A 17332-nucleotide genomic window follows, 5' to 3' on the forward strand; every position below is an offset into this window, starting at 1 on the left:
TGTAAGGATGAAGAATGTTATTTTACTCTGTGTTTTCGCTGTCTTAACAGGCTGCTATGAGGTTGAGCGCAATTGCAATGACTTTAGAACAGGTGAGTTTGAGTTTAATTATACCATTGATGGCATAGAGAAAACGGGACGATTTGTAAGAACCGAAACTTTAAACATCGATTACTATGAAGGTAAAGTAGATACCTCCTCAATACGCTGGATTAATGATTGCGAGTTTATCCTTAAAAAATTGAATCCAAAAACCAATTCAGAAAAGGATGCTATTCACATGAAAATCTTATCAACAGACGGCAACGCTTCTTATACCTTCGAGTACAAACTTGCCGTAAAAATACCTAACAGACCCTTGCAGGTAGAAAAAGGAGTCGCCTATAAGATGAATTAGAACCTATGTTGGACTTTTTATTATCCTCAGATGCTATACTGGCATTGCTTACATTGACATTCCTAGAGATTATATTAGGCATCGACAATATCGTTTTTATATCGATCGCTGCTAATAAGCTACCAGAACACCAACGTGGCAAGGCCACTAACATCGGTCTGGTTTTGGCCATGGTACAGCGGGTTGCCTTATTATTCTTTGTGTCTTTCCTTATTGGTCTGAGCGAACCTTTCTATACTTACGAATCCGACTGGCTATCGGTAGCACTGAGTTGGCAAGCTATTATCCTTTTTACAGGTGGTTTGTTTCTGATTTACAAAAGTACCTCTGAGATTAGAGAAAAAGTTGAACATCCCGGTCATGATGAGGCCAATCTAAAATCAAAGGCGATTACATCGTTATCCCATGCGATTACCCAGATTTTGATCATAGATTTTATTTTCTCGGTTGATTCCATTTTAACGGCAGTCGGGATGACCAATGGTTTGCATCCCAATACGAATTACACCTTAATCTTAATGATTATTGCCGTAGTTATTTCAATAATCGTCATGATAGGCTTTGCCAACCCTATTCGCAAATTCATTGATCGCCATCCGAGTATGCAAATATTGGGCTTGGCCTTCTTAATCTTAATCGGGTTTATGCTGATTACCGAAGCCGCCCACCTGTCGCATACCGCGTTTTTTGGCAAATCCGTAGGCGCCGTACCCAAAGGGTACCTCTATTTCGCCATTGCATTTTCGTTGTTTGTTGAATTTCTTAATTTTAAAACGAGCAAGAAGAAAAGTTAAACCGATTGTTCTTAACGTCTCGGTTCAGGAATGGGAATATAAGTATCATCATTTGGCACTTTAGGGAACGCCTTTTCTTGCCAACGCAGCTTCGCCTCTTGTAGTTTTTCCTTACTGCTCGACACAAAGTTCCACAGCAGATAGTGCTCCTCCTCCAATGGCAAACCCCCAAACAATAAAAGTCGCGTACCTTTATCTAAGCATATACTACACTGGGCATCCGTTTTACTGATTAACATTTGTCCAGCTTCTACCTTGTGATCTTTTTCAGTAATTTCTCCTTCTACAATAACAAAAGCGACTTCACCATGAAGTTGGTTGGCCAAATCTAGGGTCGTCTCCTTTTCCGCATAAATATCTACCATAAAAAGTGGTGAATACCCCTGCAATGGTGAAGATTTCCCAAAAGCATTGCCTGCCACGAGTTTTAAGCTTAAATCACCATCGCTCCATTCTGGTATTTCAGTCTTATCAAAAAATTTGAAATTTGGCTTAATAGCTTCCTTGTCCCTTGGTAATGCCACCCAAATTTGATAACCGTGCATTTCGAATTTTTCCGAAGTTCTGCGAAATTGTGGCGTGCGTTCAGTATGTGTAACGCCATGCCCTGCGGTCATAAACCCTACATCTCCCGGTGTGATGAGTTGCACACTACCTATGCTATCGCGATGTTCTATCTCGCCCTTAAATAAATAAGTCAAGGTACTCAGCCCAATATGCGGATGCTGATCAACATCCATATACTTCCCATCGCCAAGAACTGCAGGACCTATATGGTCTATAAATGTAAAAGGGCCTACTTGACGCTTCTTACGAAATGGCAACAAACGACCGACCATAAACTGGCCTAAGTCCGCTTGACGCTCATTAACGAGAAGTTTATTATTCGCCATATCAATTAGAACAGTGTGACCTGACCCTTATCGTCTATCTCTAAGTCGTCGTCATCGTCATGGTCGTCATTAGTTGTCGGACTATCATTGGATACTTCTGGTTGGTCTGTGTTTTTATTCACATCCAAGGCTACAGAAACCGTTTCCTCGTCGACCACTTCCAAGTCGTCCGCATGGACTTCTTCTGGTGCCTCAAAAGGCAAGGGGTCTAATAAATTAATTTGATTTATTTTTTCTCTAGTTAATTGATTTCCAAGTGCATTAATCCCTTTTACTGCAATAAACTCTTCAAGATTTATTTCCATATTAGGCCTGCGGTCTTTTCCTCGTTCTTTAGTGAATTCTACTTCGGCTATAGGCCGCCAATCCGTTGAAACAATCTCCAACTGCGAATTGGGATGGCTAGAAATAAAGGATTCCTCTTTTCCTTCGTTTTCTATTAAAAATCGCTTCACATAATAACGCTCTTTTTCACCGTCATAATAGATGGCAGAAATCGGTTTCTTTGGCACCCACTTCTCAAGCCTAATCATATCACTATCGAAATGCGTGGTCAACTCCGGAATAAGTGTTTTTACTATTCCAGATTGCGTTATGACCAATAAGCGGTCTTCTCCTCTAAATTCACCAATAAGTTCGCCGCGCTCATCGACATTAAGACGCTGAACCGCATCATCAAACCATATTTTTCGGGGTTTTAAGGTAGATACACCTTTTTCTTTAAGCTCTATGCGCTTCACAGAATACTTAGTGACCAAATTACCTTTAGAGGTTCTTCCTTTAATAAGGATATCGGCAAAATTTAAATCCCATTTCAATTTCTTAATACTGCCTACCTGACGGAGTAAAACTGTAACCACTTCTGCTTCCCCGTTTGGATTAGCCGAAAAATACCAGACTACAGAACCTTTGTTGTCATTGGTGAGATCATACTCTCTATCCCTAGTAATACTGGTTACCGCAAAGCGTTTCACATAAGAAGGGCCACCTCTGCCATCACGATAAATCAAATTGTAAATTGTGCGCTTATCCTTCTTCTTAAATACGGCAACATGTATGATATTCTTACCGACAAAAGTCTTAGAATCGACTTTGGTAACCATCATCTTTCCTTCTTTGGTAAATACAATGATATCATCAATATCACTACAGTCACACACATATTCGTCGCGTCGCAACGACGTCCCAATAAAGCCTTCTTCTCTATTGACATATAGCTTGGTATTCCTTATCACCACCTTAGTCGCATCGACGTCATCAAAGACGCGCAATTCGGTTTTTCGTTCCTTGCCTTCGCCATAATCCTTTTTTAATCGCTCAAAATAAGCTATGGCATAGTCAATAAGATTTGCTAAATGGTGCTTTACTTCAGCGATTTGCTCTTCTAAAGCATCGATTTTTTGCTGTGCCTTATCGATATCGAATTTAGAAATACGCTTAATTCTAATTTCCGTCAGGCGAACAATATCGTCTTCAGTAACCTCGCGCTTCAAATGCTTTACATGTGGCTTAAGTCCTTTGTCTATAGCACTTATAACACCTTCCCAAGTTTCCTCTTCTTCAATATCGCGATAAATCCTATTCTCGATAAATATGCGCTCTAGAGACGCGAAATGCCATTGCTCTTCATACTCACCCAGTTTAATTTCGAGCTCTTGCTTTAATAACTGAACGGTATTATCTGTAGAACGACGCAGCATCTCAGAAACGCCCACAAAAAACGGTTTGTTATCCTCAATGACACAACCTAAAGGCGATATTGAAGTCTCACAGTTAGTAAATGCGTAAAGCGCATCGATCGTTTTATCAGGCGATAATCCTGAAGGCAAATGGATTAAGATTTCAACTTCCGCCGCCGTATTATCCTCTATGCGTTTAATCTTTATTTTGCCTTTATCATTGGCTTTTAGAATGGAATCTATCAAAGACGATGTTGTTGTCCCGAACGGAATTTCGGTAATGGCCAAAGTATTCTTATCGCGTTGGGAAATTTTGGCCCTTACTCTAACTTTTCCACCACGCATACCGTCGTTATAATTGGATATATCAGCAATCCCAGCAGTTGGAAAGTCAGGTAGTAAAGTAAAACGTTTACCTTTTAAATGCTTGACGGAAGCCTCGATAAGCTCAATAAAATTATGCGGCAATATTTTAGTAGAAAGCCCTACCGCTATACCTTCTCCGCCCTGTGCCAAAAGCAATGGGAACATCACTGGCAAGTTAATGGGCTCTTTACGTCTGCCATCATAGGAGGCCTGCCATTCGGTAATTTTCGGATTGTAAACCACATCCAAAGCGAACTTAGACAATCGTGCTTCAATGTAACGCGAAGCCGCTGCCCTATCACCGGTAAGGATATTTCCCCAGTTTCCTTGGGTGTCGATCAATAAATCCTTTTGGCCTATTTGCACCATGGCATCAGCAATACTGGCGTCACCATGTGGATGGTATTGCATGGTATGACCTACAATATTGGCCACCTTGTTATAGCGCCCATCATCTAAGTCTTTCATAGAATGCATAATACGGCGCTGCACCGGTTTAAAACCATCCTCTATAGCGGGCACCGCACGTTCTAGGATAACATAAGATGCGTAATCCAAGAACCAATCTTTATACATGCCGGTAACCTTAGTAATCGTTTCCTGGTTACCACTATTCTCGTTTAACAATTCGTCATGTTCTTCTGCCATCTATCCTTGTTTAAGCTTTCTGTTTGCTTTTATTGTTTTACTTAATGATTGTTTTACGTATTTCAACTTTTTTGATTTAAGCAGTGTTACGTTAAACTGTTCTTTTACTTTGCTTCCATCATAGGCCTTTATTAAAATCACTATGGATTTATAGAGGATGTAATTATTGATTTCGAATCCAATAAGATCTTGTCTTGCAAATTCAACTTTCTTCTCCCTGTAGTTGATGTACTCCGTTAAAAGAAGGCCTTTATTCAGTATCGTAATTTTAGCACCATCACTATCATATTCAAAATAACCTGCCACGGAATGAAATAATACTAATACGACAAAAAGCCCCAAGATTATAAAGAAGGTGTAGTCGACTAAAAACTCTAAAGATTTAGATAAGACAATCATCAGTATGCCAAAAGTTATCAATAGAACATAGATAGACACCACCGTATTCTTTACATTCCGATTGTCTGTTCTCATAGACTGTCTTCAACGATATCGAGTTCGACCTTCAGATTTTCAATAATAAATTCTTGTCGTGATGGCGTATTTTTACCCATGTAGAACGACAAGAGCTCTTCAATCGACATATCCTTATCCAACATCACAGGGTCCAAACGCATATCATCACCAATGAAATGCTTGAATTCATCTGGCGAAATCTCACCTAAACCCTTAAACCGCGTAATTTCGGGCTTTGGTTTCAATTTTTCTATGGCATTTTTACGCTCTTCTTCCGAATAACAGTAAATGGTCTCTTTTTTATTTCTGACCCTAAACAAAGGGGTCTGTAAAATATACAAATGCCCTTCTTTAATCACTTCTGGAAAGAATTGTAAAAAGAAGGTAATCAATAACAAACGAATGTGCATACCATCCACATCGGCATCCGTGGCAATCACAATATTGTTATAGCGTAAATCTTCAATGGATTCTTCAATATTTAAAGCTGCTTGCAACAGATTGAACTCTTCATTTTCATAAACAATCTTCTTACTTAAGCCATAGGAATTTAAAGGTTTTCCCTTAAGACTAAACACGGCTTGGGTGTTCACATCCCTTGATTTTGTAATACTTCCAGATGCTGAATCTCCCTCTGTAATAAACAAGGTCGTCTCTAAACTGCGTTCATTTTTGGTATCCCCGAAATGAACACGACAGTCCCGCAATTTCTTATTGTGCAAACTGGCTTTCTTGGCGCGTTCTTTGGCCAATTTTCTTATGCCCGACAATTCTTTGCGTTCACGCTCAGCCTGCAAAATTTTACGTTGCAGTTTCTCGGCGGTATCCTGATTTTTATGGAGATAATTATCTAAATACCGTTTTACAAAATCATTGATATAGGTTCTCACTGTGGGTAAATCCCCTCCCATGTCTGTCGATCCCAATTTGGTTTTGGTCTGACTCTCAAAAACGGGTTCCATCACCTTAATGGCAATGGCGGATACTATCGATTTTCTAATGTCGGAAGCATCATAGGTTTTGCCGTAAAACTCTCTTATGGTTTTTACCAAAGCCTCTCTAAATGCGGCTAAATGCGTTCCTCCTTGGGTGGTGTTCTGGCCATTGACAAAGGAATGGTATTCTTCACTGTATTGGCTCTTACTGTGCGTAATGGCCACTTCAATATCATCTCCCCTTAAATGAATAATCGGATATAATAAATCTGTTTCATTAATGTTTTCGGACAGTAAATCTTTTAATCCGTTTTCGCTAAAGTATTTTTCACCATTAAACACTATGGTTAATCCCGGATTGAGATATACATAGTTTTTTAGCATTTTCACCACATACTCATTGCGATACTTATAGTTTTTAAAAATGCTATCGTCTGGAACAAAAGTAACCTTGGTCCCTTTTCGTCGTGAAGTATCATCTAAAAATTCTTCATCTTTTAGTTCTCCTAGTTCAAACTCCGCGGAAGCCGATTTACCATCTCTAGTGGATTCTACTCTAAAATACGTAGATAAGGCATTGACGGCTTTTGTACCCACTCCATTGAGACCAACCGACTTTTTAAAGGCCTTGGTATCGTACTTTCCACCGGTATTCATCTTAGAGACCACATCAACCACCTTGCCCAATGGAATACCTCGACCGTAATCGCGTACAATAACGCGTTCCCCTTGTATAGAGATTTCTATGGTTTTACCAGCACCCATCACAAACTCATCGATCGAGTTGTCGAGTACTTCCTTGAGAAGGATATAGATACCATCATCTGGAGAAGAGCCATCTCCTAACTTACCGATATACATACCTGGCCGCATTCGGATATGCTCTTTCCAATCGAGTGAACGTATGTTTTCTTCAGTATAGTTAGACTGTTCTGCCATAAAAAATTAAGAAAAGTTAGATGAAGGGCTAATATAATATTATACGTTAAAAAATGAAATACGGTTCCCCTAAAGTAATTAACAATAAAAAGCCAAAGTTGTTGAGAACATTGGCTTTTAAAAACTATCAACGGGTAATAGTCTGATTTTTTGATTGATGATTGTTAGATTTCAACTAGGAGACATCTTTTAAAATGTTTTATCCTATTGATTTACTACAAATGTAATGACTAAACGTAGAACGAATAGTTAACGAAAGTTAACTAGTGTTAACCGAATCTTTTGGGCATATACTTCTTGAAATGCTTAGGAGTGGTCGCAGTAAATGTTACACATTAAACAAGAAATGCATCACATCACCATTCTTAACGATGTAGTTCTTGCCTTCGACACGCATTTTTCCAGCTTCTTTAACTTTAGTTTCACTACCATAAGCCACATAATCATCATAAGCAATCACCTCTGCTCTAATAAAGCCTTTTTCAAAATCGGTATGAATGACTCCAGCCGCCTGCGGCGCCGTAGCTCCAATTGTTACAGTCCAAGCGCGGACTTCTTTGGGCCCTGCTGTGAAATAGGTCTGTTGCTTTAATAGTTGGTAGGCGGCTCTGATTAATTTTGCTGAACCTGGTTCTTCCAGACCTATATCCTCTAAAAACATCTGGCGTTCTTCATAATCCTCCAACTCATTAATATCGGCTTCTGTGCCGACAGCCAAAACCAAAACTTCTGCATTTTCATCCTTTACGGCTTCCATCACCTGCTCTACATAAGCATTACCCGTGGTGGCAGCACCTTCATCCACGTTGCAGACGTACATGACGGATTTATCGGTTATAAACTGCAAGGGTTTAACGTATTCCGTGTAATCCTCATCCGAAAATTCTAAAGCACGTACTGAGGTTCCCGACTCTAATCCTGATTTTATTTTTAGTAAAACAGCTTCCTCGGCTTGGGCTTCTTTATTGCCAGTCTTTGCGGCACGCTTTACTTTATCTAACTTCTTCTCTGTGGTTTCCAAATCCTTCAACTGCAACTCCATATCTATGGTTTCCTTATCCCTTATCGGATCTACGGAACCATCGACATGAACAATATTATCGTTATCGAAACAGCGAAGTACATGCAAAATGGCATCAGTTTCCCTAATATTGGCCAAGAACTGGTTGCCCAAACCCTCGCCTTTACTAGCTCCTTTGACCAAACCGGCGATGTCCACGATTTCTACAGTAGCCGGAATCACTTTCTCTGGACTTACTAATTCCTCGAGTTTGGCCAACCTTGGATCTGGCACATTAACCACACCAATATTGGGTTCTATGGTACAAAACGGAAAGTTGGCGCTCTGCGCCTTGGCATTAGATAAACAATTAAATAAGGTTGATTTTCCGACGTTTGGTAATCCTACAATTCCAGCTTTCATAATATTCCCCACAACCGTGGGAATCTTTTTTAATTAGACTCTAAATTTCAGTGTGCAAAAATAAACGATTTATTTGGTTTACGAGTTTTTAAAGTCTACTAACGCTAAAAGTCAGTTTAATTTATTATGTTTGTTTAAACTTGAAAAAGTTTACTTACCCTTATAGTCACTCATATAAATATCCAACTAATCAATAGTTGAGAAGTTTTTAAGAGTATTAAAACACCAAATCTACTTATAAAACCATGACTTATAGGGAAAAACTATTCGTTTTATTTACATTACTAAGTTTTGCTTCTTTTTCACAAATTAAAATTCGAGGTGCAGTGCGCGCCGAAAGTGAAACTCCTTTAGCTGGTGCCACAATAATTGAAAAAGGGACTGATAATGCCACCGTTACAGATTCTAGCGGTACTTTTACCATGGAAGTTTCATCCGAAAATGCTATAATTATTATTAGTTATAACGGATTTGAGAGTAAGGAAGTCCAAGTAGGAAATATCAGAGATTTCAAAATTATTCTAAATGAGTCTATTGCTTTGAGCACGGTTATCCTAGTAGGTAGTAGAACACCTGCTAGAAGTAATACTCGTACTCCATTACCTGTAGATGTGATTACCCCTAAAGATATCATTAGTACAGGACAAAGTAATTTTGACCAAGTTTTACAATATAAAGTGCCTTCATTTAATGCGGTTAATATTCCCGTGTCCGATGCTGTTTCCTTATTAGATCCCTATGAGATAAGAAATTTAGGGCCAAGTAGAACTTTAATTTTAGTAAATGGGAAAAGGAAAAATCTGAGTTCATTGGTTTATACGTACGGAATTGCCTCGAGAGGAGAAACTGGAGCTGACCTGTCCGTTATTCCTATAGACGCTATTAAAAGGGTGGAGATTTTAAGGGATGGTGCTTCGGCCCATTATGGATCCGATGCCATAGCGGGTGTGGTTAATGTAATTTTAAAAGATGATGATGAGGGATATGTGACCACACGAGCTGGAGTTACTTCAGAAGGAGATGGAGAGTCTATAGGGCTTAGTCTACACAATGGTGAAACGTTTAAAGGAGGAAAAGGATTTATAAATTATACCTTAGATGTCTCTCAGACAGACTTTGCAAATAGACCTGGCCAAGTTAACGCTTTAGGGGAATCCATAGATTTTAATGCAGATTTAAGCGATGTTGAAGATTTTTTAAATAGGCATCCTGATGCAAAAAACATTAATAGCACACCAAAAAACATTACCGTAAAATTCTTGCTGAATGGGGAATATGAGCTAAATAAAAATAACCAGCTGTACTTCAATGCTGCTTATTTGTTTAAAAACTCTAACAGTTTTGCAAACTATAGAACACCCTATTGGAGAACTATTGAGCAATACCCTTATTTATCTGACTTTTTTCCTGCTCCAAATACAGCAAATAATTATGATGGTTATGTTCCTACATTTGATGGTATCTTAAAGGACTACAATGCAACACTTGGGTTTTACAGCACTAAGAATGATTGGAATTATGATATGAGTATAACACTCGGTGGTAATTCACAGCGCTATACGGTTAGAAATTCTCATAACGGAAATTCTGTGTTATCGCCTATTACATGGGATGATATGAATCAGGATAATATCATTGATCCGGGGGAACTCATAGGTGGAGAAGAGTTATATAGAGAAAATAGTCCCATAAATTTTGATGTGGGAGGAACGGATTTCATGCATGTGGTGGCCAATATGGATATTTCTAAACAAATAAATGACAACATTGGAATTGCCTTTGGTACAGAATTTAGATCTGAAAACTATGAAATTATTGCAGGTGAATTGGCTTCATATGATGGAGGAGGTTCGGATTCTTTTGCAGGAAGTAGGCCTGAAGATTCCAAAAACTTTAATCGTTATAATTGGGGTGGTTATTTTGACTTAAGCTACGATATTGATGAAAAACTTTTAGCAAATGCCACAGTAAGAGCAGAGAATTATTCGGATTTTGGGAATGCCTTTGTATGGAAATTAAGTTCTAGGTATATTCTCAATGACAATTATACCATAAGAGGATCTATTTCTACAGGATTTAGGGCGCCTACACTTCATCAGATATATTCACAAAAGCTTCAATATAGTTTTGTTGCTGGTCAGGGTATTCAAATTACAGGTTTAATAAATAATATTTCCCCAGATGCTCGAAGACTAGGGATACCACAATTAGATGCAGAAAGATCAACAAATTTAACTTTTGGGTTAGGTGCAAGACTATCAAAAAACCTAAATCTCACTTTGGATTATTACAATATAGCGATAAGGGATCGTGTTGTTTTGAGCTATGAAGTCTTTGGAACTGATAGTGGGAATACGGATTTGGATGTTTTTCTTAATGAAAGAAACCTAAAAGCCATAAGCTTTTTTATCAATGGTTTGGATACAAGAACCAATGGTTTGGATTTGGTATTGAGCTATAAACATAAAAACTTAGGAGGAGGAGATCTTTATCTTAATTTTTCAGGAAATTATATGCTAGAAAATAAACAGGTCGGTACAACCAAGAATCCACAAATAATTGAAGATGCGGGACAAAGCGTCGTAAACAGAACCCAAGAGTCCGTATTGTTTACATCTAGACCCAAAACAAAATGGATTTTGAACAATCGTTATGAAATAAAAAACTTTGATATTATCTTAAACAATACCTATTTCGGAAAAGCGACGTTTATGCAACAGGGACTGGATGAAAATTTAAGGACAGAATTTATTCCCCAGATCATGACCGATTTAGGATTTGGGTATCAACTGTCCGAAAAAATTAGACTAAATTTTAATATAAATAATCTATTTAATATTAGACCAAGATGGAAGTTTGTGGCGGAAAATGCCGCTGGTGAGAGCATTTTAGCGGACGAAAATCTAAGTCTAAACCAAAGAAATCTAATCACCTTTAATCAGCGTTATAATACGACGACATACGATGGATTCCATTTTAGTCAAACTGGAACAATGTTTAATGCCGCTCTTCAGTTTAAACTTTAGCAAAAACTGACTGGGATATGATCGCTCATATCAACAGAATAGCCTATTTTTGAAGCAAAATCGATTTTTTACTTGTAGCAGTGCAACAATTCTCGCTTTCATAATATTTCGCGTGCCTGCGTGTCGCCAAAACTTTAGTGGAGGCACAAGCTTTTCGACCGCAATAGTTTTAGCTACTAAGGCGAAGTCGGCTGGCAGAGGCGCAAAGTGGGAATCTTTTTAATTAAACTTAATTCCTTTCTTTTTAAAGACTGCAGATATAATTAGTCTGTGGAATAGTTGCGATTAAACAGTATTTAACTAATATCTAAAGATCATAAACCACAAAATGCCAATTGGTTCTTACTGGCGTTATGGTGTAGCTGCTTGAGATCGTTTGTATTCTATCTGCCCAAATAATAACCTCAAAACCTCTAATCGTTTGATAGCGTGATGCTATGCTCGTAATAACATAATCAGGCCCATCTTCCCCATAATTTTCTGCGGTGAGTTGTATAATATAATTATTATCACATACTAAGCCTTCTGGAAGTGTAACGGTATAGCCTATATCATCTCGCGTTCCATAAATCTCACCCTCGTAAATTACTGTTGAGATACTTATACCCGGTGTTGCTTTTAATATACTGCCATCTGCAGCTATTTTACCCATTGCTATTGGTTTTCCTTTTCGTCTTCTCTTCTTTTTCTTTTTAGATTTTAGCTTTTTTACTTTCTTCATAACTACGATTTAAAATTGATGTGTAAGATTCTAACCATTAAATGTAGAGGTTTTAAAGGGTATAATCAATACGTAGAACTACGTAATTTTTAGGTCTTGATTAAATGTTAGACGTTGATGCCAAACTCAGTTTTATTTCTTCTGTTCCAATTGTTTTAACCGTTCAATGACTTGTTGGTCTTGAGGATTTATTTCCAAGCTTTTTTTGTAGTTTTTAATGGCCTCTTCTTTTAGTCCAGCCTGTAATTGGAAGTCCGCCAAGAACGCATATGGGTATGGTTCATTAGCGTAGGCTTGTACAATTAATTTCATTACTTCGATAGCTTTGCCCATTTCGCCTTGTCCAGCAAACTGCTCAGCATAGCGAAAGGTATTCTTATCAATGATGTTATTGTTTAAACGAGTAAGTTGCTTGCTAGCTTCGGTAAACCCTTTCAACTTATAAGTCTTAATAACTTCTTCAGTATTTAAAAATTTTTCTATTTCAGGTGTAATGCCGAAGAATTCCTTTTGGATATTGGTTCTCATTTGTGCCCAACCGTCCAATGGATTTCTGTTGGTCATAGTCACAATGATAAGCGGCTCTCCCATTACCATGCTTAACTCACCTGCAATACCTGGCGCACCTCCGTTATGTCCGTAAATATAATTTTCATTAAATTGTTTTAATGTCATGCCATAGCCATAGCCATGTCCCAAATAATCGGTTGTCATGGCCGTCAAAGTTTTTTTACCTAGGAGTTTGTGTTTCTGTAAGGCTAGTGCAAATTTGTATAGATCACTAACAGTAGAAAGGCCTCCGCCTGCTGAGCCTATAAGTGGTCCAGTATTATTCATTCCAGAAGGTTTGAAAATATGCTCTTCTAAATACATATGGTATTTTTCACCTGTGATTTCCTCTATAATCAGTCCAAGCACAATGTAACCGGCATTGCTGTAACGCATTTGTTCTCCAGGGACAAAGTTGATGGGGTCATTGACGAAATAAGGCAAAAAATCACTGAGGCTTTTGATGTTTTCTTGGTTCTCAAAAAAAGCTGGGCCAAAGTAGTCACCCATACCTGATGTATGTGTTAATAGATGTTTGACCTTTATTTTTTTGGCACCCTCATTAGGATAATCTGGTAGAAGTTCACCAATGGTTTGTTCAAGTGAAAGTTTACCTTGTTCTACTAACTGCATAGTTGCTGTGGCGGTAAACATTTTGCCCATTGAAGCCAAGCCGTACTGTGTGTTAATTTCATTTGGTTCATTTAATTGGTTTTTTCCATAGGCATTTTGGAACAGAATCTTTTCTCCTTCAGCAATAAGGACGGAACCATGGTAATTTTCACCTAAAGCTGTACTATCAAATAAATTCCTTACCGCATCTACTTTATCAGTATATCCAGATTGGGCAATCGTTTCAGTTTTGCAAGCAGTTAAACTTGCAAAGCAAACCATTATAACAATTAATTTCTTCATTATTTATGATTTTTAAGTGCGTATATTTTATTGAATACGATTAGAAAAAGTGGGATTGCGCAAATGATACTTCCAATCATAATAACATTTGCATTTTGTTTGGACTCATGAGTTAGGTAAAAAAACAGAGCAAAAACAGAGGTGAACAAAAACCAATGCATTATTGCGTCTTCTTCAAACAGGATTTTAAATTGTTTTCTTCTTGTTACATGCAGCTTTTGAATGATTTCACTATTGAAATCTTCATTTTCTGGGCTTTCAAGATCATCCTTTAAAATCCGCTTTATCATATCATTTTCCATTTGTATTGTATTTTTTATTATACATTCCTCTTAGTTTCGTTCTTGCCCTATACAAAATCACTTTAATATTGGACCTGCTAAAAGATGTTATTTGACTTATTTCTTTAATGCTTTTTTCTTTTAAATAGAAAAGCGAAATGATTGTAAACTCATTTGGTTTCAAATAACTTAAAAGCTCTTCAACTCTAATATGGTCTTCTTTCATTTCTGCTTGGGCTTCTAAACTGACAAACTTTGGAATGTATTCAACTGTTTGATTTTTAGATTTGAGCGCTTTAAGACATTCATTATAGACAATCTTATAAAGCCAAGTAGAAAACTTTGATTCACTTCTGAATTTTTTGATAGAATTCAAAACAATGATAAAGGCATTCTGTGTGACATCTTCAGCATCTTCTTTATTTTTCAGATACTTAAACGCAATAGAATAAGCTACAGTCTTGTGCCTTTCTATCAATTTGTTCAAGGCGAGGGCATCACCTTTTTTTGCCCTTTGAATCAATTCCTTTGACATTAGTTGGTCTATTGGTCTCTAATCAAACCATAAAACACTAATGCACCAATACCAAAGAAAAGAAGTAACATTGTGGAATAAGACACCCACGGATCGAGAGACATATAGCTCTGAAGAAGGTGTCCTACGAGAATTCCTAAAGACATCGTAATCGAAATAATACCCTTGCCCAAATGGTTGATCTTCATCTGTTCCAGAGAATCGAAATTCACGATACTCTCCCCTTTTTTTATCAATTCCATTTTTTGGCGGTATTGCGTCCATAAATAGAAAACCACTACTATCGCAACGACCAAAAATATGGGACCAATGGGAATATCCGACAGTAAATGAGACAATGTTGTGACCATGATTCAGATTTTAAAATTTATTCTTTAGAGAGAAAAAATCTTAAAAAGGTTACATTTTTAGAAAAATTATCAGATATACCTATTATTAATAATGAAAATACAAAACCTACTCGTGTTGTAATGTTAATCCCAAAAGAGAAGTTGTACATAGCATATTAAATTAGAAACGCTCTAATTTTAAAGGCTGTCACAGGTCACCTTTTATCTTGTAACGAATAATTCGTAAGAGTTCAGAAGGCATCAGTACGATTCGGAAAAAGGCAATATGCAGTGGAAACAGATCAAAGGTGGGGTGAACGACAATGTTCAGTTTGTTTTCAAAATGGGTTATTGTTTTCTTAAATGTTAGGTGTTTTCTTAGGATTCCATCAAATTGATAGACTAAATGAAGCTTTTGCACACCTTTAAGTCCTTCAATTATTTTTAATGTGTTGATCGCATTTTCTTTGGTGTTCCCAGATTCTTTCTCATGAATAATGTGGTCATGTTTAACATTTAGATCGATTACTCTTGCGATTTGTTTCTCGACAGGGATTGGAGTAATTGCTTTTTCCAATAATTTCTTCAGACCATAAGATCCTTGTGTCTCAGGGTCTCTGTTTGCCCCTGTGACAATAATAGGGCATTGATGTTTTTTATGTAGCCTAGCGGCTTTAACATAAATGCTTATTGAATAGCCTTCGTCCGGTACGACAATGATTTCCATTGACTTTTGTAGTTTTTTTCTGAATACTCTGACTGAGAATTTTCATTAAAGTCCCGGGGTAAATGAACTACAAGTAACTTTCGTAATTGGCGTATTAAAACACTGACATAATAGCAATGACATCTGGCTAACTACTCCATAGTCATTTTGGTATTTTGCCTAAAATAAACCATTCATCAAAAACGCAGATTATCGGTATACCGTAATCGCCTTTATGATAGGATCATAGTTGCTAAAATGAGAGTTTTTATTATTAAATGGAGGTAAGTTATAACAAAACGTAGCCTAAAGATACTAAAAAAGTAACGTGCTCAATGCTTGCGAAACTTTTAATCTGAAAGTCCTTATTCGTTCAATGATTTTAAAAACACAAAACCATTGGGCTTATAAACTTGAGCAAATTGGTGAACACTATAATCATTTAAATTAATTACACTCATGTGATTGTCTAAAGCATTTGAGACCAAGGCTTGGTTACCATTTGGTGCAATACGCACATAAATTGGCGCTTTACCTGTGCTTAGTCGTTGTTTGATGTCTCCTGTTTCCATATCTATAACCAAAACCAAATTGTCATAAGGACATGGGGCGAACAAAAGACGTCCATCAGGACCTAAACAAGAGTAAATAATTTGTTTGACACCTAGATTGGCAATGTGTTTTTGGATACTCATATCTTTGGTACTAATCCTATAAATTTCATCATGACAACTCAAAATTAAGCTTTGCTGATTTGGTGTAAAAGTCATTCCCCGTACTGGTGTTGTCGTAGGAAAATGACCTAATTCCTCACCTGTAGTGGCATTGTATTTATAAACGCCGTTAGTACCAGCATGTGACCAAATGATATTACCGGAGGAAGAAAACTCAAAATTGTGTACCCCTTTAGCTAATGGAAAAGTACGTTTTATTCGACCTTTTTGTGTATCATACACAAGCATGGAATCCCCATATTCTAAGTTGACAAATAGCTCTTTTTTAGCTGGGGGCCTCAATTTAAGCCCATGCGGCCCTTTACATGTATCATTTACCGTTCCATGAGTTCTATAGGTTGGCCAATACTTAACATTTGAAAAATCCTTTAAATCAATGACGGACAAGCTAGTACCCGGAATGCCAATGGTGTAATCATAATCTTCAACACCAAAGTTACTTACATATACCTTTTCATTAAAGCTGTCGAGTTCAATTTCATGTGGATTATAACCTACTTTGGCACTGTCTATCAAATGACCCTTACTATCAAATAATTTTACTTGGTTTCGGCCTTGCTCAACAACTACAACCCGAAAGGACGTATCTGTCGATTCTTGCCCTTTTTTAGAACCAACATTTTCACAGCTAAGAATTATCAATCCTAAAAGTAGATTTGTCAAGACGTATTTAAGTACTGTTTTCATAAGTATTAAGAATGTAAGTATGGTGGGGCAATTGCGTTAACTAGATTAAAGATAGAAATTATTCATAAATTTAATCACATCGAGGTCTAAGTCATTCCTAACTATCAGCTCGAATTGTCATTATTGTTTTTACGCATTTCTGTCATTATTAAACCAATAGAAACACCAATAGCAACCCCTATAGGTAACCAAAGTCCTATTTTATCGGTAGCAACACCAATAGCTGTACCCATACCAATACCAATGGCAATGCCTAAAGGTAACTTACTGTTATTTTTAGAGGATTTACTCACGGTTTTTATTTGGTAAGTCTATATAT

Annotated in this window: 16 protein-coding genes; 3 read left to right on the forward strand and 13 right to left on the reverse strand. The window is 37.3% G+C overall.

The annotated features are described in order from the left end of the window. Positions 1-7: 7 nt before the first annotated feature. Both ACO052_RS14845 and ACO052_RS14850 read left to right on the forward strand, forming a co-directional pair. On the forward strand, positions 8-397 hold the full coding sequence (locus ACO052_RS14845; protein WP_422104568.1) for a hypothetical protein: 390 nt from the start codon (positions 8-10) through the stop codon (positions 395-397). Between the two features lie 5 nt (positions 398-402). Continuing rightward, positions 403-1191, forward strand: a complete 789-nt coding sequence (locus ACO052_RS14850; protein WP_422104569.1) for a TerC family protein — start codon at positions 403-405, stop codon at positions 1189-1191. Between the two features lie 11 nt (positions 1192-1202). Here ACO052_RS14850 and ACO052_RS14855 read toward each other — a convergent pair whose 3' ends face one another. From ACO052_RS14855 to ychF, 5 genes are all read right to left on the reverse strand, one after another. Beyond that, positions 1203-2084: a pirin family protein gene (locus tag ACO052_RS14855; protein WP_422104570.1), complete on the reverse strand. Its 882-nt coding sequence runs from the start codon at positions 2082-2084 to the stop codon at positions 1203-1205. Positions 2085-2089: 5 nt separating this feature from the next. Further along, positions 2090-4777 (reverse strand): DNA gyrase/topoisomerase IV subunit A, encoded by a 2688-nt coding sequence (locus ACO052_RS14860; RefSeq protein ID WP_422104571.1) that lies wholly within the window; start codon positions 4775-4777, stop codon positions 2090-2092. Then, positions 4778-5251, reverse strand: coding sequence for a hypothetical protein (locus ACO052_RS14865; protein WP_422104572.1), 474 nt, complete (start codon positions 5249-5251; stop codon positions 4778-4780). It abuts the gene before it with no gap. Further along, positions 5248-7107: a DNA topoisomerase IV subunit B gene (locus tag ACO052_RS14870; RefSeq protein ID WP_422104573.1), complete on the reverse strand. Its 1860-nt coding sequence runs from the start codon at positions 7105-7107 to the stop codon at positions 5248-5250. The genes ACO052_RS14865 and ACO052_RS14870 overlap by 4 nt, the downstream gene beginning before the upstream one ends. A 328-nt stretch (positions 7108-7435) precedes the next feature. Beyond that, complete coding sequence (gene ychF, locus ACO052_RS14875; RefSeq protein ID WP_422104574.1) at positions 7436-8530, reverse strand: redox-regulated ATPase YchF; 1095 nt, start codon at positions 8528-8530, stop codon at positions 7436-7438. Between the two features lie 245 nt (positions 8531-8775). Here ychF and ACO052_RS14880 point away from each other — a divergent pair, with 245 nt between their 5' ends. Beyond that, positions 8776-11556, forward strand: coding sequence for a TonB-dependent receptor (locus ACO052_RS14880; protein WP_422104575.1), 2781 nt, complete (start codon positions 8776-8778; stop codon positions 11554-11556). A 307-nt stretch (positions 11557-11863) separates the two neighbouring features. Here the strand turns inward: ACO052_RS14880 and ACO052_RS14885 are convergent, their stop codons facing one another. The 8 genes from ACO052_RS14885 to ACO052_RS14920 all read right to left on the reverse strand — a co-directional run bounded on the left by ACO052_RS14885 (position 11864) and on the right by ACO052_RS14920 (position 17306). Next, positions 11864-12277, reverse strand: a complete 414-nt coding sequence (locus ACO052_RS14885; protein WP_422104576.1) for a hypothetical protein — start codon at positions 12275-12277, stop codon at positions 11864-11866. 132 nt (positions 12278-12409) lie between these two features. Then, positions 12410-13741 carry a serine hydrolase gene (locus ACO052_RS14890; protein WP_422104577.1) on the reverse strand — a complete coding sequence of 444 codons (1332 nt, stop codon included), beginning with the start codon at positions 13739-13741 and terminating at the stop codon, positions 12410-12412. Next, positions 13741-14043, reverse strand: a complete 303-nt coding sequence (locus ACO052_RS14895) for a hypothetical protein (RefSeq protein ID WP_422104578.1) — start codon at positions 14041-14043, stop codon at positions 13741-13743. Before ACO052_RS14895 ends, ACO052_RS14890 begins: the two co-directional genes overlap by 1 nt. Beyond that, entirely contained in the window at positions 14033-14557 is a 525-nt protein-coding gene (locus tag ACO052_RS14900) for an RNA polymerase sigma factor (RefSeq protein WP_422104579.1), read from the reverse strand. The genes ACO052_RS14895 and ACO052_RS14900 overlap by 11 nt, the downstream gene beginning before the upstream one ends. Positions 14558-14565: 8 nt before the next feature. Then, complete coding sequence (locus tag ACO052_RS14905; RefSeq protein ID WP_422104580.1) at positions 14566-14907, reverse strand: DUF6249 domain-containing protein; 342 nt, start codon at positions 14905-14907, stop codon at positions 14566-14568. A gap of 187 nt (positions 14908-15094) precedes the next feature. Next, entirely contained in the window at positions 15095-15613 is a 519-nt protein-coding gene (locus tag ACO052_RS14910) for a YdcF family protein (protein WP_422104581.1), read from the reverse strand. A gap of 344 nt (positions 15614-15957) precedes the next feature. Beyond that, positions 15958-17013 (reverse strand): YncE family protein, encoded by a 1056-nt coding sequence (locus tag ACO052_RS14915; RefSeq protein ID WP_422104582.1) that lies wholly within the window; start codon positions 17011-17013, stop codon positions 15958-15960. Between the two features lie 104 nt (positions 17014-17117). Beyond that, complete coding sequence (locus ACO052_RS14920) at positions 17118-17306, reverse strand: hypothetical protein (protein ID WP_422104583.1); 189 nt, start codon at positions 17304-17306, stop codon at positions 17118-17120. Positions 17307-17332: the final 26 nt, after the last annotated feature.

Origin of the sequence: Winogradskyella sp., from assembly GCF_965228925.1 — a bacterium.
Classification (GTDB): domain Bacteria; phylum Bacteroidota; class Bacteroidia; order Flavobacteriales; family Flavobacteriaceae; genus Winogradskyella.